Origin of the sequence: Kitasatospora sp. LaBMicrA B282, from assembly GCF_050325825.1 — a bacterium.
Lineage (GTDB): Bacteria > Actinomycetota > Actinomycetes > Streptomycetales > Streptomycetaceae > Kitasatospora.
In genome coordinates this window covers 29,061-54,432 of sequence record NZ_JBNQTI010000042.1, presented here as the reverse complement: position 1 = coordinate 54,432, position 25,372 = coordinate 29,061, and the positions used below count along the sequence as shown (strand labels likewise).

At 75.2% G+C, this 25,372-nt stretch carries 27 protein-coding genes; 16 read left to right on the top strand and 11 right to left on the bottom strand.

Translation table 11 applies throughout. The features are described from left to right. Positions 1 to 196: 196 nt before the first annotated feature. The 5 genes from ACQRUO_RS14725 to ACQRUO_RS14705 all read left to right on the top strand — a co-directional run bounded on the left by ACQRUO_RS14725 (position 197) and on the right by ACQRUO_RS14705 (position 2,871). Positions 197 to 604, top strand: a complete 408-nt coding sequence (locus ACQRUO_RS14725; protein WP_428316335.1) for a roadblock/LC7 domain-containing protein — start codon at positions 197 to 199, stop codon at positions 602 to 604. A gap of 50 nt (positions 605 to 654) precedes the next feature. Further along, entirely contained in the window at positions 655 to 1,182 is a 528-nt protein-coding gene (locus tag ACQRUO_RS14720; RefSeq protein WP_428316334.1) for a DUF742 domain-containing protein, read from the top strand. Next, on the top strand, positions 1,163 to 1,774 hold the full coding sequence (locus tag ACQRUO_RS14715; protein ID WP_428316333.1) for a GTP-binding protein: 612 nt from the start codon (positions 1,163 to 1,165) through the stop codon (positions 1,772 to 1,774). Before ACQRUO_RS14720 ends, ACQRUO_RS14715 begins: the two co-directional genes overlap by 20 nt. Before the next feature lie 63 nt (positions 1,775 to 1,837). After that, positions 1,838 to 2,020 (top strand): hypothetical protein, encoded by a 183-nt coding sequence (locus ACQRUO_RS14710; protein ID WP_428316337.1) that lies wholly within the window; start codon positions 1,838 to 1,840, stop codon positions 2,018 to 2,020. A gap of 98 nt (positions 2,021 to 2,118) precedes the next feature. Next, positions 2,119 to 2,871: a winged helix-turn-helix domain-containing protein gene (locus tag ACQRUO_RS14705; RefSeq protein ID WP_428316332.1), complete on the top strand. Its 753-nt coding sequence runs from the start codon at positions 2,119 to 2,121 to the stop codon at positions 2,869 to 2,871. Positions 2,872 to 2,908: 37 nt separating this feature from the next. Here ACQRUO_RS14705 and ACQRUO_RS14700 read toward each other — a convergent pair whose 3' ends face one another. The 4 genes from ACQRUO_RS14700 to ACQRUO_RS14685 form a co-directional block, all read right to left on the bottom strand. Then, a complete protein-coding gene (locus ACQRUO_RS14700) occupies positions 2,909 to 3,340 on the bottom strand; it encodes a hypothetical protein (RefSeq protein ID WP_428316331.1) in 432 nt (143 codons plus the stop codon). Positions 3,341 to 3,487: 147 nt separating this feature from the next. After that, positions 3,488 to 4,477 carry an aldo/keto reductase gene (locus ACQRUO_RS14695; protein WP_428316330.1) on the bottom strand — a complete coding sequence of 330 codons (990 nt, stop codon included), beginning with the start codon at positions 4,475 to 4,477 and terminating at the stop codon, positions 3,488 to 3,490. Between the two features lie 72 nt (positions 4,478 to 4,549). Further along, complete coding sequence (locus tag ACQRUO_RS14690; RefSeq protein WP_428316329.1) at positions 4,550 to 5,143, bottom strand: Clp protease N-terminal domain-containing protein; 594 nt, start codon at positions 5,141 to 5,143, stop codon at positions 4,550 to 4,552. A 1-nt stretch (position 5,144) separates the two neighbouring features. Further along, positions 5,145 to 5,375 carry a helix-turn-helix domain-containing protein gene (locus ACQRUO_RS14685; RefSeq protein ID WP_428316328.1) on the bottom strand — a complete coding sequence of 77 codons (231 nt, stop codon included), beginning with the start codon at positions 5,373 to 5,375 and terminating at the stop codon, positions 5,145 to 5,147. Between the two features lie 90 nt (positions 5,376 to 5,465). On the opposite strand from ACQRUO_RS14685, the gene ACQRUO_RS14680 reads away from it, so the two are divergent. Next, the gene (locus tag ACQRUO_RS14680) at positions 5,466 to 5,930 is read left to right on the top strand and encodes a group III truncated hemoglobin (protein ID WP_428316327.1); all 465 of its coding nucleotides are present in this window, start codon (positions 5,466 to 5,468) and stop codon (positions 5,928 to 5,930) included. Between the two features lie 34 nt (positions 5,931 to 5,964). On the opposite strand, the gene ACQRUO_RS14675 is transcribed toward ACQRUO_RS14680, so the two are convergent. The 4 genes from ACQRUO_RS14675 to ACQRUO_RS14660 all read right to left on the bottom strand — a co-directional run bounded on the left by ACQRUO_RS14675 (position 5,965) and on the right by ACQRUO_RS14660 (position 13,348). Continuing rightward, the gene (locus ACQRUO_RS14675) at positions 5,965 to 9,279 is read right to left on the bottom strand and encodes an error-prone DNA polymerase (RefSeq protein WP_428316326.1); all 3,315 of its coding nucleotides are present in this window, start codon (positions 9,277 to 9,279) and stop codon (positions 5,965 to 5,967) included. Between the two features lie 56 nt (positions 9,280 to 9,335). Beyond that, complete coding sequence (locus ACQRUO_RS14670; RefSeq protein ID WP_428316325.1) at positions 9,336 to 11,117, bottom strand: DNA polymerase Y family protein; 1,782 nt, start codon at positions 11,115 to 11,117, stop codon at positions 9,336 to 9,338. Between the two features lies 1 nt (position 11,118). Further along, entirely contained in the window at positions 11,119 to 11,868 is a 750-nt protein-coding gene (locus ACQRUO_RS14665; RefSeq protein WP_428316324.1) for a hypothetical protein, read from the bottom strand. Between the two features lie 415 nt (positions 11,869 to 12,283). After that, a complete protein-coding gene (locus ACQRUO_RS14660) occupies positions 12,284 to 13,348 on the bottom strand; it encodes an aldo/keto reductase (protein WP_428316323.1) in 1,065 nt (354 codons plus the stop codon). A gap of 117 nt (positions 13,349 to 13,465) precedes the next feature. Here ACQRUO_RS14660 and ACQRUO_RS14655 point away from each other — a divergent pair, with 117 nt between their 5' ends. The 4 genes from ACQRUO_RS14655 to ACQRUO_RS14640 all read left to right on the top strand — a co-directional run bounded on the left by ACQRUO_RS14655 (position 13,466) and on the right by ACQRUO_RS14640 (position 17,541). Then, positions 13,466 to 14,305: a helix-turn-helix domain-containing protein gene (locus tag ACQRUO_RS14655; RefSeq protein ID WP_428316322.1), complete on the top strand. Its 840-nt coding sequence runs from the start codon at positions 13,466 to 13,468 to the stop codon at positions 14,303 to 14,305. 302 nt (positions 14,306 to 14,607) lie between these two features. Beyond that, a complete protein-coding gene (locus ACQRUO_RS14650) occupies positions 14,608 to 15,483 on the top strand; it encodes an MBL fold metallo-hydrolase (RefSeq protein ID WP_428316321.1) in 876 nt (291 codons plus the stop codon). Between the two features lie 160 nt (positions 15,484 to 15,643). Next, the gene (locus ACQRUO_RS14645; protein ID WP_428316320.1) at positions 15,644 to 16,681 is read left to right on the top strand and encodes an ABC transporter ATP-binding protein; all 1,038 of its coding nucleotides are present in this window, start codon (positions 15,644 to 15,646) and stop codon (positions 16,679 to 16,681) included. Further along, complete coding sequence (locus ACQRUO_RS14640) at positions 16,681 to 17,541, top strand: ABC transporter permease (RefSeq protein WP_428316319.1); 861 nt, start codon at positions 16,681 to 16,683, stop codon at positions 17,539 to 17,541. Before ACQRUO_RS14645 ends, ACQRUO_RS14640 begins: the two co-directional genes overlap by 1 nt. A 25-nt stretch (positions 17,542 to 17,566) precedes the next feature. On the opposite strand, the gene ACQRUO_RS14635 is transcribed toward ACQRUO_RS14640, so the two are convergent. After that, positions 17,567 to 18,418, bottom strand: coding sequence for an NAD-dependent epimerase/dehydratase family protein (locus ACQRUO_RS14635; protein ID WP_428316318.1), 852 nt, complete (start codon positions 18,416 to 18,418; stop codon positions 17,567 to 17,569). Positions 18,419 to 18,889: 471 nt separating this feature from the next. Here ACQRUO_RS14635 and ACQRUO_RS14630 point away from each other — a divergent pair, with 471 nt between their 5' ends. Then, positions 18,890 to 19,489 (top strand): DUF4865 family protein, encoded by a 600-nt coding sequence (locus ACQRUO_RS14630; RefSeq protein WP_428316317.1) that lies wholly within the window; start codon positions 18,890 to 18,892, stop codon positions 19,487 to 19,489. Between the two features lie 140 nt (positions 19,490 to 19,629). Continuing rightward, entirely contained in the window at positions 19,630 to 20,607 is a 978-nt protein-coding gene (locus ACQRUO_RS14625) for a phosphotriesterase family protein (protein ID WP_428316316.1), read from the top strand. A gap of 107 nt (positions 20,608 to 20,714) precedes the next feature. Here the strand turns inward: ACQRUO_RS14625 and ACQRUO_RS14620 are convergent, their stop codons facing one another. Beyond that, the gene (locus ACQRUO_RS14620; RefSeq protein WP_428316315.1) at positions 20,715 to 21,479 is read right to left on the bottom strand and encodes an SDR family NAD(P)-dependent oxidoreductase; all 765 of its coding nucleotides are present in this window, start codon (positions 21,477 to 21,479) and stop codon (positions 20,715 to 20,717) included. Positions 21,480 to 21,604: 125 nt separating this feature from the next. Here ACQRUO_RS14620 and ACQRUO_RS14615 point away from each other — a divergent pair, with 125 nt between their 5' ends. Beyond that, positions 21,605 to 22,291, top strand: a complete 687-nt coding sequence (locus tag ACQRUO_RS14615; RefSeq protein WP_428316314.1) for a TetR family transcriptional regulator — start codon at positions 21,605 to 21,607, stop codon at positions 22,289 to 22,291. 123 nt (positions 22,292 to 22,414) lie between these two features. Here the strand turns inward: ACQRUO_RS14615 and ACQRUO_RS14610 are convergent, their stop codons facing one another. Further along, complete coding sequence (locus ACQRUO_RS14610) at positions 22,415 to 22,750, bottom strand: MoaF-related domain-containing protein (RefSeq protein WP_428316313.1); 336 nt, start codon at positions 22,748 to 22,750, stop codon at positions 22,415 to 22,417. Positions 22,751 to 22,986: 236 nt separating this feature from the next. Here ACQRUO_RS14610 and ACQRUO_RS14605 point away from each other — a divergent pair, with 236 nt between their 5' ends. From ACQRUO_RS14605 to ACQRUO_RS14595, 3 genes are all read left to right on the top strand, one after another. Further along, positions 22,987 to 23,181: a DUF1059 domain-containing protein gene (locus ACQRUO_RS14605; RefSeq protein WP_428316312.1), complete on the top strand. Its 195-nt coding sequence runs from the start codon at positions 22,987 to 22,989 to the stop codon at positions 23,179 to 23,181. Positions 23,182 to 23,342: 161 nt separating this feature from the next. Beyond that, positions 23,343 to 24,401 (top strand): class I SAM-dependent methyltransferase, encoded by a 1,059-nt coding sequence (locus ACQRUO_RS14600; RefSeq protein ID WP_428316311.1) that lies wholly within the window; start codon positions 23,343 to 23,345, stop codon positions 24,399 to 24,401. A gap of 177 nt (positions 24,402 to 24,578) precedes the next feature. After that, positions 24,579 to 25,322 (top strand): response regulator transcription factor, encoded by a 744-nt coding sequence (locus tag ACQRUO_RS14595; protein WP_428316310.1) that lies wholly within the window; start codon positions 24,579 to 24,581, stop codon positions 25,320 to 25,322. Positions 25,323 to 25,372: the final 50 nt, after the last annotated feature.

The following is a 25,372-nucleotide window of genomic DNA, read 5'->3' as shown; positions in this document are numbered from 1 at the left end:
CCGGCCCGCCCGGCGCCCGGGCGGCGGAGTCCGGCTCGGCGGCCCCCGCCGGGCCCCCGGCAGCCGACCGGCCGGCGACCGAACGCCGATCGCCCCACCCCGACGCGCGCCGTGCGCTGGCCGCGTCCCCGATACCGCCGGCCCTGCCGGCTGCTCCACGCCCAGCACCACCTGCAACAGCGGAAGGACCTGATCGATGACCGCAATGAACCAGACGTCCGGCGACCTCAACTGGCTTCTGGACGACCTGGTGGGACGGGTGGCGTCGCTTCGGCACGCGGTCATCCTCTCCGGCGACGGCCTGCCCACCGCCGCCTCACAGGGTCTGCTCCGGGAGGACGCCGAGCACCTGGCCGCCGTCGCCGCCGGGCTGCACAGCCTGGCCAAGGGGGCCGGCCGGTACTTCGAGGTGGGCGGCGTGCGGCAGACCATGGTCGAGCTGGACGAGGCCTTCCTCTTCATCACCGCGGCCGGCGACGGCAGTTGCCTCGCCGTGCTGAGCGATGCGGAGTCCGACATCGGCCAGATCGCCTACGAGATGGCGCTGCTGGTCAAGCGGGTCGGGGAGCACCTGGGCGCCGAGTCGCGGCACCCGGCCGGATGACCGGGCCGACAGTGGATCGGGAGCCGGCGAGTCCGGCTCCCGATCGGGGGGTGCTCGACCTGGTGGCCGAGGAGGAGCCGGCGGAGGCCGCCGAGGCCGCCGAACCGGCGGAGCCCGCGGAGTCAGCCGCGCCGGCGGAGGTCGCGGAGGACTCCGGGGGCGCCGAGGAGGCCGGGGGCGGCGACGAACCCACCGACGAGGAGTGCTGGTTCGACGACGAGGCCGGCCCGATGGTGCGCCTCTTCTCGCTCACCCGGGGGCGCACCAGACCCGCCGGCGACGAGTTCTTCGACCTGATCTCGATGATCACGCTGGCCGACCCGGCCGAGCGCGACCCGTTCCAACCCGAGCCGGTGCTGGACCCCGAGCACCACGTCCTGCTCGAACTCTGCGCCACCGGTCCGCTGTCGGTGGCCGAGCTCGGCTCCTTCACCGACCTGCCGGTGAGCGTCGTGCGGGTGCTGCTCGGCGACCTGCACGACGCCGGGCTGATCTGCGTCACCCGGCCCGTTCCGCTCGCCGAACTGCCGGACGAGCGCCTGCTCCGAGAGGTGATCAATGGCCTCCGAGCACTCTAGGGTCTCCGACGGTCCGCCGAGGTCGGCCGGCTGGACGGTGGCCGGCGGTCCGCCGGTGTCGGCGTTGAAGATCCTGGTGGCCGGCGGCCTCGGGGTCGGCAAGACCACGCTGGTCGGCGCGGTGAGCGAGATCCGGCCGCTGCGCACCGAGGAGCGGCTGAGCGAGCTGGGCCGGCCGGTGGACGACACCAGCGCGGTCGAGGCCAAGCGGACCACCACGGTGGCGATGGACTTCGGCCGGATCGACCTGCGCCCCGGCCTCGCGCTCTACCTCTTCGGGACGCCCGGGCAGGACCGGTTCTGGTTCGTCTGGGACGAGCTGTCGCGGGGCGCGCTGGGTGCCGTGGTGCTGGCCGACACCCGCCGGCTGGCCGACTGCTTCCCCTCGGTGGACTTCTTCGAACAGCGCGGCATCCCCTTCGTGATCGCGGTGAACTGCTTCGAGGGCACCGAGGTCTTCGCCGTCGAGGACGTCCGGGCCGCGCTCGACCTCGATGCCCGGGTGCCGGTGCTGCTCTGCGACGCCCGGCGGCGCGAGGACGGCAAGGAGCTGCTGATCCGGTTGGTCCGGCACGCCGCCGAACTGCGGTGATGCCCCGACCGTCTCACGGTTGGTCCGGATATCGGACCGACGCTTGCCCCGGAGGCGGTCGGCATGGAACGCTCTGGTTCGAACCAGGGCCGCGCCGCGTTCGGGCGGGCGGCCGGATCACCGGGGGAGGGCAGCAGCATGGGCGGAGGTCGTCAGGACCTGGAGCCGTTCTGGCCGTCCCGGCAGCCGCACCACTTCGACCAGACCTGTCCGGGCTCGCCTCGCGCGTCCCGGCTCGCCCACTGACCCACGGTCATCCGACCACGGGTCGGTGGCGGACAGCAGAGTCCGGTCCGACGCGCAGACGACGTCCATCCATCGTCCTGTGCGAAAGAAGCTGCCCGATGTCCTCCTCTTCCTCCTCGGCCGTCCTGACCCCGCCCACCGCCACCCCGCACCTGCGGGCGGTCCGCTCGGTCGCCGCGCCGGCCGGCACCGCTCGGCACGCCGCCGGGGCCCCGGTCCAGTTGCCGACCGTGCTGCCGTCGACCGTCCCGGCGCCGGTCCCCGCCCAGTTCGCCGACCAGTGGCCGGTGGCGCCGGAGCTGTTCGGCACGCTGCCCGAAGGTGCCGTGGTCGCCGCCACGCTGCCGCAGTCCGCCCTGCCGGCGGGTCTGCTCGCGCAGTACCGCGCGCAGCTGGGGGCGGCCGGGGCCGCCGCCCGTCCGATGGTCGGCTACCTGGTGCTGGCGCCGGCCCCCGAGCCGGTCCCGGCCCAGTTCGTGCCGGCACCCGTCGTCCCAGCCGCTGTCCCGCCCGCCGTCCCGGCAGCCGAGCCGCAGCGCGGGCCGCGGGCCGCCGCCCAGCGCGGGATCGGCGTCGACCTCGAGCGCCGCAACGCCTTCGTGGACGGCGTCCTGCTCGACCTCACCTACCTGGAGTTCGAGTTGCTCGCCCACCTGACCCAGTACCCGCAACGGGTGCACACCCGCGACCACCTGGTCTCGGCCGTCTGGGGCTACGGCCACGTCGGCGACGGCCGGACCGTGGACGTCCACGTGGCCCGGCTGCGCCGCAAGTTGGGCCCGGGCCACCGGGACAGCATCGTCACGGTGCGCCGGGTCGGCTACAAGTACGCGCCGATCGGCCGTCCCTGACGGAGGCTCACTCCGAGAGCGCCGCCGGTCGGCCGGCTCAGCGGTGCAGGCCGGTGCTGACGGCGGCCAGCCCCCAGGCCGAGCCGCCGATCAGGACCGCGAGGCCACCGGCCGTCAGGCCCGCCCGCCACCCCCGGGAGAGCCCCGGGGTTCGGGCGGCGTGCACGGCCAGCAGCACGGCCTGCACCGGCCAGAGCGTCGCCAGCAGCACCGCCGGGCCGCCGCGGGCCAGCACCCGCACCGCGTCGCGCAGTTCCGCCAGGTCGGCCCGGCGCAGGCTGACCACGCCGGCCCCCACCGCCCAGAGCAGCGACACCAGCACGTAGCCGATCGGCCCGCCGCCGTCCAGGTGGTGGTAGGAGGTCAGCCGCCCGACCAGGTAGAAGACCACGGCGCCGACCAGCCAGAGCAGCACCTCCCCGATGACCACGGCGTACAACACCCCCAGCAGCAGCCTGCTGCGTGCCATGCGCGCTCGCCCCCTCCCCGTCCCACCTGGTCGACGCCCGGTCGGCCCCCGGCGGTTGCCGGCCTCGCACCGGCTGCCGGAGTCTAACTCCGGCTCGGGGGACGGGAATGGGCTGCGGGTCGAGCCGTGCTGGGGTGCCGGTGGGGCTCAGCGGCTCAGCCGGTCGACCTCCGCCAGCTCCTCGGGGCTCAGTGGCCCGGCCGCCAGCGCGTCCAGGTTCTGGTCGAGCTGGGCCACGCTGCTGGCGCCGATGATCACCGACACCACCCGGGGGTCCCGCAGCACCCAGGCCAGCGCCAGCTGGGCCAGGGTCTGGCCGCGCCGGTGGGCGAGCCGGTCCAGCGCCCGCAGCTGCTCCAGCTTGGCCTCGGTCAGCGCCTCCTCCTTGAGGAAGTGGCCGATCGACATCCGGGAGCCGGCCGGCACCCGGCCGCCGAGGTAACGGTCGGTCAGCAGGCCCTGGGCGAGCGGCGAGTAGGCGATCAGCCCGGTCTGGGTGTCGCCCACCGCCTCCAGTACGCCGTCCTCCACCCCGCGGTCCAGGATCGAGTAGCGGCTCTGGTTGAGCAGCACCGGCGTGCCGAGCTCGCGCAGGATCGCCACCGCCTCCCGGTGCTGCTCGGCCGGGTAGTTGGAGACCGCCGCGTAGAGCGCCTTGCCCTGCCGGACCGCGCTGGCCAGCGCGCCCATGGTCTCCTCCAGGGGCGTGTCCGGGTCGTGGCGGTGCGAGTAGAAGACGTCCACGTAGTCCAGGCCGGTGCGGGCCAGCGACTGGTCCAGGCTGGCCAGCAGGTACTTGCGGCTGCCGCCGTCGCCGTAGGGGCCGGGCCACATGTCGTAGCCCGCCTTGGTCGCGATGAACAGCTCGTCGCGGTACGGGCGGAAGTCCTGGGCGAAGAGCGTGCCGAAGTTCCGCTCCGCCGAGCCGTACGGCGGGCCGTAGTTGTTCGCCAGGTCGACGTGGGTGACGCCGCGGTCGAAGGCCCGGCGCAGGACCGCGCGCTGCACCTCCAGCGGCTGGGCGTCGCCGAAGTTGTGCCAGAGCCCCAGCGAGACGGCGGGCAACTGCACGCCGCTGCGCCCGGCGCGGCGGTAGGTCATCGAGGTGTAGCGGAGCTCGGCCGCGAGGTAGGTCATGAGCGGCATCCTGCCAGCTCGGAGCGGGTGCCGACAGGCGCGGCACGAGCACCCGCGGTCGGCCGGCCCGGCTCAGCCGTCCAGTGCGGTGAGCACCTCGGCGTAGACGGTGGCGGGCACCAGGCCGTGGTCGGTCAGCAGCCGGACGAGCAGGCTCTGGCGCTGCTCGCGGCGGGAGGGCTGCTGCGCCTCCTGGAACAGCGCGACCAGCAGGTGGCCCGACGTGATGACCTTCGACCTGCGGGCCAGGGCGGCGCGCACGCTCAGTTCCAGCGCCTTCCGCGCCCGGTCGCTGAACCGGGTGCGGCGCCCGGTGCGCAGGCCGCCGGTGCGCCGGTCGCGGGCGCCCGGCGGGCCGTCCAGCGCACCCGGGCCGAAGCCGGCCTCCACCGCCTCGCGGACCGCGGTCAGGTCGATGCCGATGTGCCCCAGCGCCTCGGCGTCCACCTCGCCGGTGCCGCCGCCGAGCAGCCGGACCACGGCGGCCCGGGCGGTCGGCAGGTCCAGGCCGTGGCGGGTCAGCACCGCCACGCACGGGTCCTCGGTGTCGTGCAGCAGGCCGAGCAGCAGGTGCTCGGTGCCGACCTCCGCGTGCTGGAGCCGGTCGCCCTCGCGGTGGGCGTCGCTCACCGCTCGCCGGGCGGCCGGGGTGAAGTGCTCGAACATGTCACTCTCCGGTGGGGAAGAGGGGGCGGCGGGCGTGCTTCTTGTGGACGGCCTGGCGGCTGACGCCGAGGCAGGCGGCGATGTCCTGCCAGGACCACCCCTGCGCGCGGGCGTTGCCGACCTGGAGGTCCTCCAGCCGGTCGGCGAGGTCGCGCAGGGCGCGGACGGCGCGCAGGCCGATCGCGGGATCGCGGCTGCTCGCCGCGGCGGCGAGCTGGTTGGTTTCGCTCATGCTGTCAATGTAGGTTGACAGTGCGGAGGTGTCAACCTTGGTTGACGGTTACCGTGGGGGAGACGGAACGGAGCACGAGGTGGGTGCGGGATGAGCGGGACGGCGGGGCCCTCGGCGCCGCGCGGCGACATCGCCGGGCGGGCCGACCTGGAGCTGGTGCTGCGCCGCTTCTACCTGGCCGCCTTCGCCGATCCGCTGATCGGGCCGTTCTTCACCGAGGTCGCCGGGACGGACCTGGAGGCCCACCTCCCGCACATCACCGACTTCTGGGAGCGCGCCCTCTTCCGCACGGCCGAGTACCGCCGCGACGCCTTCGCCCCGCACGCCGCGCTGCACCTGGCGGCGCCGCTGACCGCCGAGCACTTCGGCCGCTGGGTCCAGCTGTGGCGCGCCGCCGTGGACGGCGCCCACCGCGGGCCGGTGGCGGAGCGCGCCAAGGCGCAGGGGGAGCGGATCGCGCTGGCCCTGCTGCGCCGCATCTCCGGCGAGGACCCCGGCGTCGGCGGCGAGGGCGGCTTCGTCCCGCTCTCGGCGGTCCTGCTGCGCGGGGCGTGAGACCCAGCTGCTCGCGGCGTTCCCGCCGGTCGGCTCAGACGGCCACCCGCAGCGGGGTGATCCGGGTGGCGACCACGTTGGTGGCGCCCTGGTTGCGTTCCAGGCGGCCGTGGATGAGCAAGCCGGCCCGGTCCAGGGCGGTGCGCCGCTGGGACTCCCAGACCGGGCGGCTGCAGACCACGTTGATCAGGCCGGTCTCGTCCTCCAGGCTGAGGAAGAGCACGCCGCCCGCCGTGGGCGGTCGCTGACGGTGCGTCACCAGCCCGCCGACCAGGACCGGGCTGCCGTGGGCCAGACCGGGCAGGTCGACGGCGGGGGTGGCGCCGATGTGAGTCAGGCTCGGCCGGACGTGCTCGACCGGGTGGCTGGTGGCGGAGGAGCCGGTGGCCCACAGGTCGGCGATGGTCTCCTCGACGGGGGTCATCGCGGGCAGCTCGGGCGGGGCCGCCCCCGGGGTGGTGCCCGGCAGCAGCCCCGGGCCGCCGCCCAGCGCCAGGGCGCCGGCGGACCACAGCGCCTGACGCCGGGTCAGGCCGAAGCAGCGGAAGGCCCCCGCGGTGGCGAGCGCCTCCAGTACCGGCGCCGGCAGGCCGGTGCGGTGGGCGAAGTCCTCCAGGTCCTGGTAGGGCCGGCCGGCGGCCACCGCCGCCGCCGGCTCGTCGCCGAGCCCGCGCACGGTGGACAGGCCGAGCCGGATCGCCGGCCGGTCCCGCGGCCCCTCCAGGGTCGGCCCGGCCGCACTGAGGTTGGCGTCCACCGGGTGCACCGTGACGCCGTGCCGGCGGGCGTCGGAGATCAGGCTGAGCGGCGAGTAGAAGCCCATCGGCTGGTTGGCCAGCAGCGCGCAGGTGAAGGCCGCCGGGTAGTGGTGCTTGAGCCAGGCGCTGGCGTACACCAGGTAGGCGAAGCTGATCGAATGCGACTCCGGGAAGCCGTAGTTGGAGAAGGCCTCGATCTTGGTGAAGACGTCCTCGGCCACCTCGGGCGGGATGCCGCGGGCGGCCATCCCGTCCAGCAGCCGCTGCCGCAGCTCGGCCACCCGCTGGTGCGAGCGCTTGGCCCCCATCGCCTGGCGCAGCCGGTCGGCCTCGGCCCCGGTGAACCCCGCGCAGTCGATGGCGAGTTGCATCATCTGCTCCTGGAACAGCGGCACGCCCAGCGTCTTGTCCAGGGCCCGCCGCATCAGCGGGTGCGGGCAGTCGGCCGGCTCCAGTCCGGCCCGGCGGCGCAGGTAGGGGTGGACCGAACCGCCCTGGATCGGGCCGGGCCGGATCAGCGCCACCTCCACCACCAGGTCGTAGAACGCGCGCGGCTTCAGCCGGGGCAGGGTGGACATCTGGGCCCGCGACTCCACCTGGAACACCCCGACCGTGTCGGCCCGGCAGAGCATCTCGTAGACCGCGGCGTCCTCCTTGGGGATGCTGTCGAGGTCCAGCCGGCGCCCGTGGTGCTCGGCGACCAGGGTGCAGGTGTCATGCAGCGCGGAGAGCATGCCGAGGCCGAGCAGGTCGATCTTGACCAGGCCGGCGCCGGCCGTCGACTCCTTGTCCCACTGCAGCACCGAGCGCCCCGGCATCCGGGCCCACTCGGTCGGGCAGATCTGTCCGATCGGCTCCCCGGTCAGCACCATGCCGCCCGAGTGGATGCCCAGGTGGCGCGGCAGCCCGTGGAGCTGCCGGCCGAGGTCGAGCACGTCGGCGGGGATCACGGCATCCGCGGCGGGGGCGGAGCGGAAGTCGACCTGACGGGAGAAGGCGTTCACCTGCTCCATCGGGTAGCCGAGCACCCGGGCGGCGTCGCGCAGTGCCAGCCGGGGCCGGTAGGTGATCACGTTGGCCACCTGGGCGGCGTGCCGGCGGCCGTAGCGCCGGTAGACGTACTGGATCACCTCCTCGCGGCGGCGGTGCTCGATGTCCAGGTCGATGTCCGGCGGCCCGTCCCGCTCCATGCTGAGGAAGCGCTCGAAGAGCAGCCCGTAGCGGATCGGGTCGACGGCGGTGATGCCCAGGGCGTAGCAGACCGCCGAGTTGGCGGCCGAACCGCGCCCCTGGCACCAGATGTCCTGCTCCCGGCAGAACTCCACCAGGTCGTGGACGATCAGGAAGTACCCGGCCAGCTGCCGCTGCCCGATCACGTCCAGCTCCTTGGCCAGCTGCGCCTGCGCCGCGGCATCGTCCGGGCCGAACCGCCGCCCGGCGCCGCGCTCGGTCAGCTCGCACAGCCAGCTGAAGTCGGTGTACCCGTCCGGCACCGGGAAGAGCGGCAACTCCGGCTTCAGAGTGGTGAATTCGAAGGAGCAGGCACGGCCCAGCTCGACCGTGGCCGCCCGCACCCCGGGGAACCGGGTCAGCCGGGCGGCCATCTCCGCCCCCGAGCGCAGGTGCGCGGTGCCGGCCGCCCTGGTCCAGCCGGCCGCCTGGGCGAGGGTGGCCCGGCCGCGCAGCGCGGCCAGCCCCTGGGCCAGCCGGCCCTGCGCGGGGGCGGCGTGGTGCACGTTGTTGGAGGCGACCACCGCCACCCCGGCCCGGGCGGCCAGCTCGGCCAGCGCGTCGTTGCGCGGGTCGTCCCCGGGGAGGCGGTGGTCGATCAGCTCGACGAAGACGTTCTCCCGGCCGAACGCCTCGGTGAGCGAGGCGAGTTCGCGCTGCGCCGCGTCCGCGCCGCGCTCCGCCAGGGCCCGCGGCACCCGCCCGTTGCGGCAGCCGGTGAGCACCGCCCACTGCCCGCCGTGCGCCTCGGCGAGCTCCTCGAAGGCGTACGCCGGCCGCCCCTTGCCCGGCCCGGCCAGCTGCGCGGCGGCGATCGCCGCGGAGAGCCGCCGGTAGCCGTCGGGGGAGCGGGCCAGCACCAGCAGGTGTTCGTCGCGCAGGCCGGGCGAGCCGGCCAGGTCGAGCTCGGCCCCGAAGACGGTGCGCAGCCCGGTGCCCCGCGCGGCCAGGTGCAGCCGGACCGCGCCGTACAGGCCGTCGTGGTCGGTGATCGCCAGGGTCTCCACGCCCAGCCGCAGCGCCTCGGCGACCAGGTCCTCGGGCTCGCTGGCGCCGTCCAGGAAGCTGAACGCGGAGTGCACGTGCAGCTCGGCCCAGGCGGTGCGCCGGCGGGGCGCGGCGGGGGCGATCGGCAGCTGTCGGACCTCGGCGGTGGAGTCGGCGGTGGATTCGGGGGTGGAATCGGGGGTGGCTCGCGCACCGGGTGGTCCGCCGTGGGGTCGGTCGGGAGTCCGGCTGTGGTCGGGAGCCCGGCCGGCGTCGGGAGTCCGGCCGGGGTCGGGGGCACGGCTGTGGTCGCGGCCGTGCATGCGGTCGCGGAGCTCGTTCCAGGGGAGCTCGGACTGGCTGTCGAAACCCATGGTGGTGGGGTGTTTCCGTTCGGTGTCGTGCGCTGTTCGGTAGGTCTGACACTGCGTCAATAGGCGGCCTCCAGGGCCCAGTCGCCGTCCTCCAGGACCAGCAGCAGGGCCCGTCCGTCGGCGAGGGTGACCTGGAGCCGGGCCCGCCGCCGGCCCCGCTCCGGGTCCCACCACCACTCCACGGCCGGCCAGGGCCCGGCCCAGGCGGTGACCACCGTCACCCGTCCGGCCAGCACCAGCTGCACCGGTGCCGCCGAGAGCTCGGCCCGTCCGGTCACGGCGACCGGCAGCCCGGCCGCGTCCAGCAGCCGGACCGGCACCGGGGTCCGCGGCACCACCCCGGGGGCCGGATGGCCGAGCCGACCGGGCCAGGGCGCGTCCTGGTCGGCGGCCGGCGGTGGCCGCTCGCCCCAGGGCACCCGGACCAGCACCTCGTCCGGGCCGCGCCCGCCGACCCGTTCGACCCGGCTCAGCCCGCCGTACCCCAGCAGCGCCTGCACCCGGGCGGCCGCCCGCTCCACCCGGTCCTCCACCACGGCCTGGCCCCAGAGCGCCAGCTGCCGCCCGTGGTCGGGCGCCAGCTCGTCCGGCACCAGCCGCAGCGCGGTGAACCCGCCCGCCGTCGGGGCGAAGAACCCGGCGCCCTGCCAGGCCTGCAACTGCCAGCGCACCCGCTCGGCCAGGGCCGGCGCGGACAGCCGACCCTCGTGCTGCCAGAGCCGGGCGGCCGTGCTGCCGTCCGCACAGGTCACCTCGACGGCGACCCGGTGACAGGCCAGCCCCGCTCCGGCCAGCGCCTCGTGCAGCCGCTCGGCGAGCGCGCGGCCGACGAAGACCAGCGGCTCGACCAGCAGCTCGGGCGGGTCGAACCGCTCCTCGACCGCCAGGTCGGGCCCCGGCAGCCGGCCGGCCGCCGGTCGTGCGGCCAGCCCGCGGGCCAGTCGGTGCGCACCGCGGCCGGTGGGCCCGAACCGGTCGGCCACGGTGGCGGCCGGCAGCCGGGCGAAGGCGCCCAAGGTGGGCACGCCGAGCCGGACCAGCAGCTCGGCGAGCGGCTCGTCCTCCAGCACGGCGACCGGGTAGGGCGCCAGGAACTCGGGGGTCCGCCCGGCGGGCACCAGCACCCCGGCGCGGGCGGCGAGCACGGCGGCGAAGACGCCGTCGGCGATGCCGATCCGCGGGGCGGGGGGCTCGTGGGGGGTCGCCTCCGCGGTGGCTGCTGCCCCCGTGCCTGCTGCCCCCGTGGCTGCTGCCCCGGCGGCCGCTTCCGCCGAGGCCGCTTCCACTGGGGCCGCTCCCACCGGGGCCGCTTCCGCGACCGGTCCGCCCCAGTCCGTGCCCCGGTCGCCGGTCCCGTCCCCGACCCGCAGCCCGGCCAGCGCCCGCGCCACCGCCGCGGCCAGCGCCCGCTCCCCGCCGAAGTACCGGGCCGGACCCTTCACCGGGATCGCGCAGAGCCCGGGCCGCAGCACCTCCACCCGAGGGGTGAACGCCTCGACGGCCAGCAGCACCGGCTCGAAGCAGCGGGTCTCGGCCACCGGGTCGCGCTCGCGCAGCCGCAGCTCGGGGCAGAGCCGGTGCGCCAGCCGCAGCCGCTGCCCGCGCCGCACCCCGGCCAGCCGGGCCGCCGCCGACCCGGCCAGCACCCGGCCGCCCTCCACCACGGCCACGGCCTGCTCGGGCCCGGTCACCCCGCCGGTGGCCACGATCGGCCAGTCCGGGTACCAGACCACCAGCACCCGCAGCTCCTCGGCGGTGCCGGCGGTGCCGTCCGTGCCACCCGTACCGTTCGTGCCACCCGTGCCGCGCGCCGCGCCCGTGTCCTCGACAGCAGTCATCTCACACCGCCGCCAGCCGCCCCCGTCCCGCCGCGTCGCCCGACTCCTCGTCGAGCCCCACCCCGACCGCGGCGGGCCCGAGGGCACCGTCCCGCGCCTGCGCCACGGCCGGGACGGTGCCCTCGGCTCCGCCGACCGCCGGCTCCTCCACCGCCCGGACCACCCCGTGCTCGTCCGGCAGCCACACCTGCACGCTCCGCCCGCGGGCAGCCGCGCCCCGGCCCTCGGCCAGGACCACCGCCTGCCGCCCGGCCAGCAGCCCGTACCCGGGACCCAGGCCGACCCAGCGACTCTCCCGCACGCTCAGCCGCAGCTCCGCCCCCGGCCACTCCCCGGCCACCAGCAGCACGCAGCCGCTGCGCCGCAGCACCGCCCCGAGCCGGGCCGCCAGCTGCGGCGCCACCGGCCCGGACGGGCGCAGCAGGATCACCTCCACCGCCCCGGCCAGCGCCGCCACCACCTCGGGCCACTGCTGCCCGGGCGCGTCCACCAGCAGCAGCCGGCCGGGGTCGATCCCGTACCCGCTGGCCGCCAGCAGCCCCAGCTCGGGCAGCCCCACCACCGCGTACCACCCGTCCCGGCTGCCCGCGCCGAGCGCCAGCAGCAGCCCGGCATCGTCCTGCACCGACACGGCCGTCCCCCGCCGCAGCCCACCCCCGGGCAGCACCCCCGCCAGCGCAGCCGGTACCGGCACCGGTCCGCCGTCCGACGGCACCGGCGCCGCCTGCTGGAGGAGAACGGGTGTGGCCACAGGTCCAGGATCGAACATCCGTTCGTAAAGATTCAAGTCGAAATCGAACGAGCGAGCGAATTTTTCGATTGCGCCGAAGTGCGACAGGTGTGGAAGCCTCGTTCGGGGGTTCCGCTTCTGCGCGGCCTCCCCGGCACTGCGGGGGAGGCGCCGAAGGCGGAGTCGGCGGTCACCGGGAGCCGCCGGGCCGGGCCGGGTCGGGTCGGTGTCGGCGGGCAGCGGATGGACCGGCCGGAGGGCGACGCCCTTGTGGCGCACCCAGCCCTGCTCGCCCGGGCCGGGCTGGAGGCGGGCCGCCCAGCGCCCTTCTCCAGGCGACGCGACCCGGCCGGCGCCGTGGGCTGGTCCTGATGGCCGGTCCTGACCCCCACGGCGACCAGGTCCGGCAGCACCGGCCCGCGCCCGCCGGCTCCCGTCAGCGGCGGGTCTCGATCCGCAGGCCGCCCGTGGTCACCTGGCGGATGGGCTCGCTCGCCAGCAGGTCGTGCGGCTGGCCGAGGGCGATCGCGCCCGCCGCGTCGAGCCGGGCCAGGTGGGCATCCGTCAGCTCGACCGCCAGGGCGCCCAGGTTGTCCTCCAACTGGGCGGGGGTGCGGGCGCCGAGCAGCGTGCTCGTCACGCCCGGCTTGCGCAGCGTCCAGGCCAGCGCCACCTGGGCCGGGGTGTGCCCCAGCTCGCCGGCCAACTCCCGGACCACCCCGGCCACGCCGAGGCTTCGTTCGGTGAGGGTGCCCAGGGCGAGGTTGTGGCTGCGACGGGTACTCCCGTCGGGGCCGGCGCCCGTCGCACCCACGTCCTGCCGGCCGTACTTGCCGCTGAGCACCCCGCCGCCGAGCGGCGAGTACGGGACCACGCCCAGGCCCAGCTCCCGGGCCATCGGGATCAGGTCGCGCTCCGCGGTGCGTTCGATCAGGCTGTACTCGACCTGCAGCGCGACCAGCGGCGACCAGCCGCGCAGGTCGGCGATCGCCTGCATCCGGGACACCTGCCAGGCCGGGGTGTTGGAGATCGCCACGTACAGCACCTTGCCCTGCCGGACCAGGTCGTCCAGGCCGCGCAGCACCTCCTCCACCGGCGTCCGGAAGTCCCAGACGTGCAGGTACAGCAGGTCGAGGTAGTCGGTGCCCAACCGCCGCAGGCTGCCCTCCACCGAGCCGAACAGCGCCTTGCGGTGCCCGCCCCCGGAGTTCGGGTCGCCGGGGCGGCGCAGGGTCGAGTACTTGGTCGCCAGCACCAGGCGTTCGCGCTCCTCGTGGGCGAACTCGCCGAGCAGGCGCTCGGAGCTGCCCTCGGTGTAGGTGTCGGCGGTGTCGAGGAGGTTGCCGCCGAGTCCGACGTAGCGGTCGAACAGCTTGCGGGCCTCGGCCCGTTCGGCGCCCCACCCCCATTCGGTGCCGAAGGTCGCGGTGCCCAGGGCCAGCGGTGAAACCCGCAGTCCCGAGCGGCCCAGCAGCCGGTAGTCGTCCAAGGCCAGTGCCATCAGGTCCTCCTGTGCTCGCGTTCCGTTGCCGGGACCGAGTCTGCGGCGGCGGCCGGCCCCGGATAAGGGAGGGAACTTCCTGGGAAGGCCGGTCCCACCCTGGCGGTTGCACCGGTCATGACGACACGAACCGTGGACACCACCGAGGAACTGGCCGCCTTCCTGCGCAGCAGGCGCGAACGCCTCGACCCGGACCGGCTGGGCCTGCCCGCGCACCGGCGGGCCCGGCGCACGCCCGGACTGCGCCGCGAGGAGGTCGCCGAGCTGGCCGGGGTCAGCACCGACTACGTGGTCCGGCTGGAGCAGGGCCGGGGGCTGCGGCCCTCCGCGGAGGTGCTGGCGGCGCTGGCCCGGGCCCTGCGGCTGGCGCCCGGCGAACGCGACTACCTCTTCGACCTGGCCGGACGCCGCCGCCCCGGCAGCACCGGCGGCGGGGCAGCCGCCGGCTCGGCGCCGTCGCTGGCCCGCCTGGTCGACGACCTCTCCCCGCTACCGGCCATGCTGATGGACCACCGCTACGACCTGCTGGCCTGGAACCCCGAAATGGCCCGGCTGCTACCGGACTTCGCCGCCGTGCCGCCGGGCCGGCGCAACGCCATGTGGCTCTGCCTGCTGCACCCGCCGATGCGCGGCTTCTACGCCGACCGCGAGTCCGTGCTGCGGGACGGTGTCGCCCACCTGCGCGCGGCCTGGGCCGCCCACCCGCAGGACCGGGCACTGGCCGGCCTGATCGCCGAATTCACCGCACAGGACGAGGACTTCGCCCGGCTCTGGGCCGAGCGCGAGGTCCGCGTGAACGGCCGCGGCCGCAAACTGCTGCGGCACCCGACCGTCGGGGCGATCACCGTCGACTTCGAGATCCTGCTCCCGCTGGAGAACCCGGAGCTGCGGCTGCTGGTCTACCGCGCCGCGGACCAGGAGAGCCGCGCGCTCCTGGACCGGCTGTGCGCGCGATGACTGGGCCCCGGCTCACGGTTGGTGACAGGCAGTGACCGAACACCACGGCCGGTTCACCGGCGACTTCACCGGCGTGCCGACCCGGGCAAGACCGAGGCCGTGCGCGCCGCCGTGGGCGGCCGACCCGTCGACTGGAACAACTCACTCGCCCGGGGCGGCAGTGCGTCGGCGCAGAGCAGCACCCCTGCCGAACCACAAGATCCGGACCCCCTTCCGCTTTTCCCCCGGCCCGGGCTACTCCTTGAGGGCGGGGCCCGTCGGGCCCGCCGCCCACTCACTCACCCAGGATCCGGGGGACACCCATGCTCGACGACGACTGGTACGTGGACGACCGCTGCACCAACTGCGACTCGGCGCGGCAGCTGGCACCCGGGCTGATCGAGGAGGTCGGCGGGCGTTCCGCGGTGGTGCGCCGACCGCGCGACGCCGCCGACCTCGCCCGGCTGAACGCCGCCGCGTTCGCCTGCCCCACCCGCTCGATCCGCCGCCGCTCCGGCCCGCCGGACGGCGCGGCGGACCCGTTCCCGCTGGCGCTCGACGCGAACGTGCTGCTCTGCGGCCACAACTCCCGGCACACCGCCGCCGCCAACTCCTACCTCCTGCGGCGGCCGGCCGGCACCCTGATGATGGTCGACACCCCGCGCTGGTCCGACCGACTCGCCGACCGCTACGAGGCGTTGGGACGGGTGACCGACGTCCTGCTGACCCACCGGGACCACGCCGCGCACGGGTGCCGGTACGCGGACCGGTTCGGCGCCCGCCTCTGGATCCACCAGGGCGACCTGGCCGCCGCCCCCGACGCCGACCGCGTGCTGCGCGGCACCGGACCCACCGAGATCGCCGACGGCGTGTTCGCCCACCCCCTCCCGGGCCACACCGAGGGCAGCGTCCTCTACCTGGCCGACCGGCGCTACTGCTTCAGCGGTGACAGCATCTACTGGTCCCGCACCGAGGGTGCGCTGGCCGTCGCGGAGCACGTCACCTGGTACTCCATCGAGGAGTTGGCCGCCTCGCTGGCCCGCACCGCCCCCGCGCTGCACTTCGAGTGGGTGCTGCCGGGCCACGGCGACCGCAGGCGGCTGCCGGCCGCGGAGATGGCCGAGCAGTTGCGCACGTTGACCGCCCGGGTGGGCCGACTCCGGCCGCAGCCGGTCGACTTCACGGCGCACCGCTGGTGAGCGGTACCGGAAGGCGCCGGAGCGGACTGGACCGGACTGGAGCGGAGCGGTGCGGCCGGTGGTGGGCCGGTGCGCCCGGTGGTAGACCGGAACAGGGGCCGCAGGACGGTGGCGGCAGGGCACCGGTGGGTGCCGACGTCGCCGGAGCAGTGAGGTCCGAATGCCGGTGCCGACCGGGAACGACGGTGCACCCGTCATCGAGGTGCAGGGGCTGCGGATGGCCTACGGCCCGTTCGAGGCGGTCCGCGGCATCGACCTGTCCGTGGACCGCGGTGAGGTGTTCGCCTTCCTCGGGCCGAACGGCGCCGGCAAGACGACCACCGTGGAGATCCTGGAGGGCTACCGGCACCGCAGCGGTGGCCGGGCCACCGTGCTCGGCCGCGACCCGCAGCACGCGGGGCCGGCCTGGCGGGCCCGGATCGGGGTGGTGCTGCAGGAGTCCGAGCCGGAGCGGAACCTGACGGTGACCGAGTGCCTCGCGCTCTACGCCGGCTACTACCCGGCCCCGCGCCCGATCGGCGAGGTGCTGGAGCTGGTCGGGCTGGCCGACCGGGCGGACGCGGTGGCGACCCGGCTCTCCGGAGGGCAGCGCCGGCGGCTGGACGTCGCGCTGGCCCTGGTCGGCGACCCCGAGCTGCTCTTCCTCGACGAGCCGACCACCGGGTTCGACCCCTCGGCGCGGCGGGCGGCCTGGGACATGGTGTCGGGGCTGCGGGCGCTGGGCGTCACGGTCTTCCTGACCACCCACTACATGGACGAGGCCGAGCAGCTCGCCGACCGGGTCGCGGTGATCGCCGAGGGTCGGATCGTGGCCGAGGGCACCCCGGGCACCCTGGCGGGGCGGGAGCACGCGGCCGCCGAGATCCGGTTCAGCCTGCCGGCCGGCTGCAGCACGGCGGAGCTGCCCGCCGAGGTGCGGGCGGCCCTGCCGGCGGCGGCGTCGCCGGGACCCGCACAGTCGGCGGGACCTGCGCACCCGGCGGGACCTGCGCACCCGGCAGGACCCCCGCACCCCGCCCACGCCGGGCCGGGCGAGCGGCGGATCGAGCTCACCGCGGCGGCGCCGCTGGCCGTGCTGGGTCCGCTGATCCGCTGGGCCGAGCAGCGCGGCGTCGACCTGCCTGACCTGGAGGTGCGCCGGCCCAGCCTCGAAGACGTCTACCTGGCGCTCACCGCGCCGGATTCGGCAGGTCGCTGATGTCCCGCTCCGTTCCCGCGGACCCTGCTGCGCGGTGGCGCTCCGGCGCCCCCGCCGTCGGCGACGACCGGTACCTGCCGGGCGTCGCGGCCCGGTTGGCCGTGCACCAGTTCCGCTTCGACCTGCTGGCCTTCCTGCGCAACCGGCAGTCGCGGTTCTTCACCCTGGTGCTGCCGGTCCTGTTCCTGGTGATCTTCTCCTCGGTCTTCGGGAACGGCAACACCGTGCAGGTACAGGGTGGCCGGATCAACACCTCGGTCTACTACGTGCCCGGCATCATCACGCTGGCCATCATCGCGGCCTCCTTCGTCAACCTGGTGATCTCGGTGACCGCGCAGCGCGAGAGCGGGACGCTGAAGCGCCGCCGGGCCACCCCGGTGCCGGCCAGCGCGCTGATCGCGGGCCGGGCGCTCACCTCGGTGGTGGTGGCGCTCGGGACCACGGCGGTGCTGCTGGTGATCGGCTGGGCGGCGTACCACGCGCACGTGCCGGGGCGGACGGCACCCGCGCTGGTGGTCGCGGTGATCCTCGGGGCGCTCAGCTTCTGCTGCCTGGGCTTCGCGCTCGCCTCGCTGATCCGCAACGAGGACGCCGCCCAGCCGATCACGCAGGCGATCGTGCTGCCGCTGTACTTCATCTCCGGCGTCTTCGTGCCGGTCTCGACGCTGCCGCACTGGCTGGTGGACGTGGCGAACATCTTCCCGGTCCGGCACCTGGCGGCGGCGCTGCTGGCCGCCTACAACCCGCACACCCGCGGTGCCGGCTTCGCGGGCGGTGACCTGCTGGTGGTCGCGCTCTGGGGGATCGGCGGGCTGGCGGTCGCGCTTCGGCGGTTCCGCTGGGTCCCGCTGGGGCGCTGAGGCCCGGTCTTGCCCACCCCCCGCCTCACCCCAGTTCCGCGAACCCCGTGCGCCAGGAGGGTCGGGTCGGGCGCCAGCCGCGGGCGGTGCGCGCCAGGGTGTTGTCGGCGCCGCGCTCCCAGGCGGCCCGGCCGGTGCTCCGGGCGGGGGCCGGGGCGCCGAGGGCGGCGGCCAGGGCGGGGAGCCACTCGTGCGCCGGCGCCGGCTCGTCGTCCACCACGTTGACCGCGCCGCTGGGCCAGGCCAGCGCGGCCAGGGCGGCCCGCGCCGCGTCCTCGACGTGCAGGAACGAGGTGACCGCAGCGCCCGCGGACAGCTCGCCGCGGTGCAGCCGGTCGGCCATCAGGCCGCCCTTGGCGTACCAGGTGCCCGGGCCGTAGAGCATGCCGTAGCGCAGCAGCACGTGTTCCGGGAGCTCGGCGGCGGCCTCCTCCAGGGCGAGCAGCGCGCCGACCGTGGTGGCCCGCGGTTCCTCGGTGGTGTCGTCCAGCGGGACGGTCTCGTCCGCGGGGGCGTCGCCGCCCCGGTAGGCCCAGGCGATGGACTGGGCGACGATCCGGGGCACCCCGGCGCCGTGGGCGGCGTCCACCAGGTTGCGGGTGCCCTCGCGGCGGATCCGGGCGTTGGCCGCCAGGTCGTACTCGGCGAGCGCGGTCAGCTGGTGCACGACCGCGTCGGGCGCGGCCGCGGCGACGGCCCGCTCGACGGCCGCCCGGTCGAGGACGTCCAGTCGGACCGCCCCCGCGCCCTGGGCGCGCAGCGTGGCGGCGCCCGCGGCGGTGCGGGTGACGGCCGTGACCTGGTGGCCGGCGGCCAGCAGCAGCGGCAGCAGCTGTCGGCCGACCGCGCCGGTGGCGCCGGCAAGGAGGACGTGCATGGGGGTGCGCTCGCTTTCGTCGGATCCGTTCGCCGTCCGTCGTTCGTCGGCTCGTGCTGACGATAGGTCAGTCGCCCGCTCGGCCGACCGTCCGTTCACCGACCGGACCGACCGGACCAGCCGGACCGGCCCGGCATCGCACCGGCGCGACCGGCTCGATAACTGACTGAACGTCAATTAACTTACTGACACCGAGTGTTGGCGTTCATCGAGCAGAGCCGCCCGCCCGCGTGGGGGTGCGGGCGGGCGGCGGTCCTCAGGGGTGGGGGAAGCGGGTGGTGGCGGGGGCGTCGGCCGGCACCGCGGAGATGCGCGGGCATGGCAAACAACGCGTGAAGATTCAACTATTCAAGCACCACTATTCCGTGTCCGCATGTCCCTGTCCAGTACTTGGCAGATTAATCACTGGCGGCTGTACCTACTGGTATGTACAGTTGCTGTCGACGACATCGGAGAGCGGGGGAACAGCTGATGCAGGCGATGCAGTACGAGATCACGTTGCCGGCCGACTACGACATGGGCATCATCCGCCACCGGGTCGAGACCAGGGGTCACCTGCTCGACGACTTCCCCGCCCTGGGGTTGAAGGCCTACCTGATCCGCGAGCGCGGGGTGGCCGGCTCGCCGGTCAACCAGTATGCGCCGTTCTACCTCTGGCGGACTGCCGAAGGTGCGAACCGTTTCCTCTGGGGGCCGGGATTCCGCGGCCTCGCCGCGGACTTCGGGCGGCCCCGGGTGCGCTCCTGGCTGGGGCTCGCGGTGCAGGACGGGCCGGCCGCGGCGGTGACGGGAGGGCCGGCGCCGAGCTGGGCGACCCGGGTGCTGACCCCCGTCGGCCCCGACGGTGACACCGCCGAGGCGATCGAGCGGGCGGTGGCCGAGCTGACCGCGTCGGCCGAGGCCCGCCCTGAGCTGCACACCACCGCCCTGGCCGTCGACACGGCCCGCTGGGAGCTGGTCACCTTCACCCTCTGGACCGCCGATCCGGGGCCGGACCACGGCGACCGCTACCGGGTGCTCCACCTCAGCCGCCCCGAACTGGCCGAGCTACCGCGCGGTCGGCACTGGTGACATCCCGTCAGCAAGCCTGTCAGTAAGCCTGTCAGTAAGCCTGTCAGCAGGCCCGCCAGTAAGCCCGTCAGCAGTCTGCCGGCAAGCCCGCCGGCACGCGTCACCCGGTACCGCTCGCCACCCCTGACCACGGAGCCCCCATGCCCAGCACCCCCGTCACCCTCCCCGCCCACACCCCGGCGGTCCGCACCGTGCTCGGCGACCTCGCCCCGGCCGAGCTGGGGGTCACCGACGCGCACGACCACCTCTTCCTCCGCAGCGCCAAGCTCCCCGGCCAGGAACTGGACGACCCGGCCGCCGCCGCAGCCGAACTCGCCGCCTTCCGGGCGGCGGGCGGGCAGGCGGTGGTCCAGTGGACCCCGTACGGCATGGGCCGCCGGGCCGCCGACCTGGTCGAGCTCGCCAGGGCCGGCGGCGTGCACCTGGTGAGCGCCACCGGGCTGCACCAGGCCGGCCACTACGCCCGGCTCCCCGACCTCGACCCGGACGCGCTCGCCGCGCTCTTCATCCGCGAGCTGACCGAGGGCATCACCGCTGCGCCGGGCGGGGAGACCGCCGACGGCAGCGCCGCCGCACCCCGGGCCGGCCTGGTCAAGGTGGCCGGCGGCTACCACGGCCTGGACGAGCACGCCCGTCGCACCATGACGGCCGCCGCCGCGGCGCACCACGCCACCGGCGCGCCGATCGCCGTGCACCACGAGCACGGCACCGCGGCGCCCGAGGTGGTCGAGTTGCTCTGCGGGCGGCTGGCGGTGCCGCCGAGCAGTCTGATCCTCGGTCACCTCAACCGCTTCCCCGATCCGCTGGTGCACCGGGACCTCGCCGCCACCGGCGCCTACCTGGCCTTCGACGGGCCCTCCCGCGCCCACCACGCGACCGACTGGCGGCTGCTGGACGGCCTGGCGGACCTGGTCGAGGCCGGCGCCGGCGAACGGCTGCTGCTCGGCGGGGACACCGTGGTCAGGTCGGCCCGGGCGGCGGACGGCGAGGGGCCGGGCATGCCGTTCCTGCTCACCGGGCTGCGACCGCGGCTGCGCCGGGCGCTGGGGGAGGAGCAGACCGACCTGATCTTCCGGCAGAACCCGGCCCGCGCCTTCGCCGCCGCCTGGCGCGGCTAGCCGGGGGAGCGAGGGGAAGCGGAGGTCGGCAGGTCCGCCCGGGCAGGTTGCCTGATGCGAACTCGGCATCAGGCAACCAGATCTGACGATCTGTCATCGATGGCGCATCACATGTGCGTGCCGCCGTCGATCCGGATCTCGGTGCCGGTGATGAACGCGCCGTCCTGGCTGGCCAGCATCGCGATCACACCGGCCACCGTCTCCGGGCCGGCGAAGCCGGCGCCCAGGGCGGGGGAGAGCTTGGCCAGCAGGCTGAAGTCGGTGTCGGCCGGCAGGCCCGGGTTGTTGGTCATGCCGCTGTCGATGCTGCCCGGCGCCACGCAGACCGCGCGCAGGCCCTGCTTGCTGTACTCCTGGGCGATCGCGTGGGTGAAGGACTGGATGCCGCCCTTGGTCGCGGCGTAGGCGGCCATGTAGGGGTGGGCGAAACTCGCCGAGGTGGAGCTGAAGTTGACCACCACGCCGGAGCCTGCGGCGAGCAGCGCGGGCAGCGACTCGCGGGTCATCAGGAAGGTGCCGGTCAGGTTCACCTTCAGCAGGGTGTTCCAGAACTCCAGGCTGGTCTCGTGGGTGTGCGAGGAGCGCAGGATGCCGGCGGCGTTGACCAGCACGTCCAGCCCGCCCAGGGTCTCGACCGCGGCGGCCACCCCGGCGCGGACCGACTGCTCGTCGGAGATGTCCAGCACCGCGGTGGTCAGGCGGTCCGCGGTGCCCTCGGCGGCGGCCTGCTCGGCGGTGCCGCGCAGCCCGGCCTCGTTCACGTCCACGGCGACGACCAGCCCGCCCTCGGCGAGCAGGCGGTGCACGGTGGCGCGGCCGATGCCGGAGCCGGCGCCGGTGATCAGGACTCGACGGCCGGAAAAGCGCTGCATGGTGGTGCTCCGTTCTGAGGGTGCGGCCGCCGTTGCGGGCGCGCCATCCACCGTACGCCCAGATGGCACGTTGTGCCACTATGGCGTGATGTGCCAGATAGGCAGCAGCGGCGTAGGTTGGGGGCATGACCGATCGCGCCGCTCCGCTCGCCGACCGCTCCGCCGGGGCCGCCCGCCCGGCCGCCGCCCGGGCCGCCCGCCCCTCGCTCACCGACCGGCGGCGGGCCGAGACCCAGCTGGAGATCGCCATCACGGCCGCCGCCCTCTTCGCCGAGCGCGGCGCGGAGGCGACCAGCGCGGACGAGATCGCCCGCGCCGCCGGCGTCGCGCTGCGCACCTTCTACCGCTACTTCCGCACCAAGGAGGAGGCGGTCACCCCGTTGCTGGCGGCCGGTGGCCGGCGCTGGCTGGAGCTGATCGCCGCGGGCCCGGCCGGGCTGCCGGTGCCCGAGGTGCTGGAGCGGGCGGCGCTGGAGGCGCTCACGCCCGTGGACGAGCGGGGGGCGGCGGCGCTGGGCTGGACCCGGGCGCTGCTCACCGACCCGGGGCTGCGCCGGGTCTGGCAGGGGGTGCACCAGGACTCGGAGGAGGCGCTGGTGCCGATCCTGGCCGAGCGCTGCGGGGCCGGGGCCGACCCGCTGGAGGTGCGGCTCGCGGCGGCGGCCGCCACGGCGGCGATCCGGGTCGCCCTGGAGCGCTGGGCGGCGGCCGAGCCGGCGCCGACCTCGGGTCCGGACGCCCCGGGGCCGCTGGCCGCCCGCTGCCTGCGCGAACTCACCGCGGGGCTCCGCCTGTGGCCCGAGCAGGAGTGAACTGCCAGGCGGCAGAGACGAACTGACGGTCCGTCGGAGGAGTCTCCGACGGGCCGTCCAGGGGTTTCGGCTCAGCTCACCGGCTCAGCTCACCAGCGCAGACCAGCGACTCGGACCAGCGACTCAGACCACCGGCTCCAGCGTCCCGGTGTGCAGCTCGCCGACCCGGCCGCCCTCGCCCTCGTAGGTCCAGAAGACCCGCACGGTCAGCGTGCCCAGGTCCATCACGTGACTGACCGTGAGCCCGCTGCGCTCGGTCCAGCTGACGAAGTACACCTGCGGAGCGACCTCGACGACGTGCAGCGCCACGTCGTCCCACTGGCCCGCCGACTCGCCGAGGCCCTCCCAGCGCAGCCGCTTGCCGTCGGCCGAGTAGGCGTTGCGGAAGGCGGCGCCGTTGTCGACCTGGAAGAGGTACGTCCGGCCGGCGAAGCCGGGCAGGGCTGCGGTCTCGGTCATGCTGGCGGACGTCCTCGTCTCTCGGGGTCACTCGGTGGGTGGTGCCGCGGCTCCGGCAGGTGCGGCGCCGGAGGTGGTGCGCCCCCAAAACTATCGGACCGGTCCCTGGTTATCGGAACGGCGGGGCGGAGGGAGAATGGTTCCGCGACACGCTCCTGCCGCCACCCGCCGGTCCTCCGGGTCGGTCGGCGGCCCCGCCGACGGGCGCGGCAGCGCGGCGGGTCGGGAGGTCGACCATGCGCAAGGTCATCGACTGCCGGGACTTCCCGAGCGAGACCGACTGCACGCTGGCCATCACCGGCCAGGAGGACGAGGTCGTCAAGGCCGCCGCCGAACACGCGGTGTCGGTCCACGGGCACACCGACTCCAAGGAACTGCGCGACCAGATCCGGGCCTCGCTCAAGGACGAGCTGGTGCTCCAGCACACCTGAACACCCGGTTCGCCCGCCCGCACCGCGGGCCGCCGCCCCGGACCGTACGGAGAATCCCGTATGGCCCGGGGCGGCGCGGGTCTGCTGGAGTGGTGCTGCCGAGTGGTGGTGGGGGCGCCGGGCGGCGCCACGCACCACGGGCACCCGAGGAGGTGGACCCGATGGCCGTCGACGAGGACCGGATGATGGAGTTCCTGGGCCGGGTGGTGACCGACGCCGGAGCCGCCATGGCCGGGCTGAGCACCTCGCTCGGCGACCGCCTGGGCCTGTACACCGCGATGGCGGGCGCCGGCCCGCTGACCAGCACCCAGCTCGCCGAGCGCACCGGCCTGCACGAGCGCTACCTGCGCGAGTGGCTGGCCGCCCAGGTCGCCGGCGAGTACGTGCAGTACGACGCGGACACCGAGACCTACCTGCTGCCCGACGAGCACGCCGCGGTGCTGGCCGACCCGACCGCGCCCACCTACCTGGCCGGCTTCTTCACCCTGATGCAGGCCGCCTACGGCACCGAGGACCTGCTGATGGAGGCGTTCCGCACCGGCCGGGGGGTCGGCTGGGAGGAGCACAGCGACGCGTTGTTCGCCGGCACCGCCAAGTTCTTCCGGCCCGGCTACGCGGGCGCCCTGGTCCCGCAGTGGATCCCGGCGATGAACGGCACCGAGCGCAAGCTGCAGAGCGGCGCCGAGGTCGCCGACGTGGGCTGCGGCTACGGCTGGTCGACCATGCTGATGGCCAAGGCCTACCCGAACTCCCGGTTCCACGGCTTCGACTTCCACCGGCCCTCGATCGAGCGGGCCCGGGAGCTGGCCGCCGAGCAGGGCCTGGCCGACCGGGTCGACTTCGACGTCGCCACCGCCCAGGACTTCCCGGGCGGCGGCTACGACCTGATCACCTTCTTCGACTGCCTGCACGACATGGGCGACCCCGGCACCGCGCTGCACCACGCGGAGGAGGCGCTGGCCCAGGACGGCACCTGCATGATCGTCGAGCCGAACGCCTCCGGCGAGCTGCTGGAGAACGTCAACCCGATCGGTCGGGCGTTGGTGTCCACCTCCGTCGCGGTCTGCCTGCCCTCCGCGCTGGCCCAGCACGGACCGGAGGCGCTGGGCAACCACGCGGGTGAGGCGGCCATGCGCTCGCTGGCCGACAAGGCCGGGCTGCACCACTGGAAGCTGGCGGCCGAGAGTCCGATCAACCGGGTCTACGCCGCCTCCCGCTGAGACCCCGGCTCCCGCTGAGACCCCGGCTCCCGCTGAGACCGCTGCCGCCCCGCGGCCTCCCCTCCCACCTCCTGCTACCTCCCTCCTCGACCGCCTCTGGGCCCGGCGGTCGCCGCCCGGCCGGGTTTGTCGGGGCCCGGCTTGACCCGGCCTCCCCGACGGGAGCACGCTCGTTGCGTGACTCCGTCCGGGGAGGCCGGGCTGCGGCGGATCTGCGCCGTGATCGACCTGCTGCTCGACGCCGTCGACGAGGAGACCCTCCTGCCGGCGCTCTTCCCGTTGCTGCTCCGCGCGGTGCCCGGCGACAGCCTCACCTGGTCCATCCGCACCCCCGGCGGCCGCCACCCGCTGACCCTGCCCGCCGCTCTCTTCACCCCCGGGGCGCTGGCCGACTTCTTCCGCGAGGCCCCGGCCGACCCGCTCTTCGCGCACACCAACGGCGGCAGCGGCGTCCCGGTGCGCCGCAGCGACCTGCAGTCCCGCACCGAGTACCACCGGCTGGGCACCTATGGTGAGGTGCTCGGCCCGACCGGCATCGAGTACCAGCTGGCGATGGCCTTCCCGGCCGGCTGGACCACGGGCGGGCGGCGCACCGTGGCGATGATCGTCAACCGGACCGGCAGCGACTTCCCCGACCGGGACCTGGACTCCGCCACCCTGCTGCGCACCCGGCTGGGCCACGCCTTCGGCCGGCTCGCCCCACCGCTGCCACCGCCCGCCACCGACCTCGCCCCGCTCACCGCGCGCGAGTCCGCCGTGCTCGACCTGCTCGCCCGCGGCCTGACGGACCGGCAGATCGGCCACCGCCTCGCGGTCTCCGCCCGGACCGTGGACAAGCACCTGGAACACGCCTACGCCAAGCTCCGGGTCCACAGCCGGGTCGCCGCCGCCGCTGCCTGGCGCGACGCGGGCGGCCGGTGACCGGCACCGCCCGACCGGTGGCGCCTTGACCTCGGTGAGACGATGGAGGT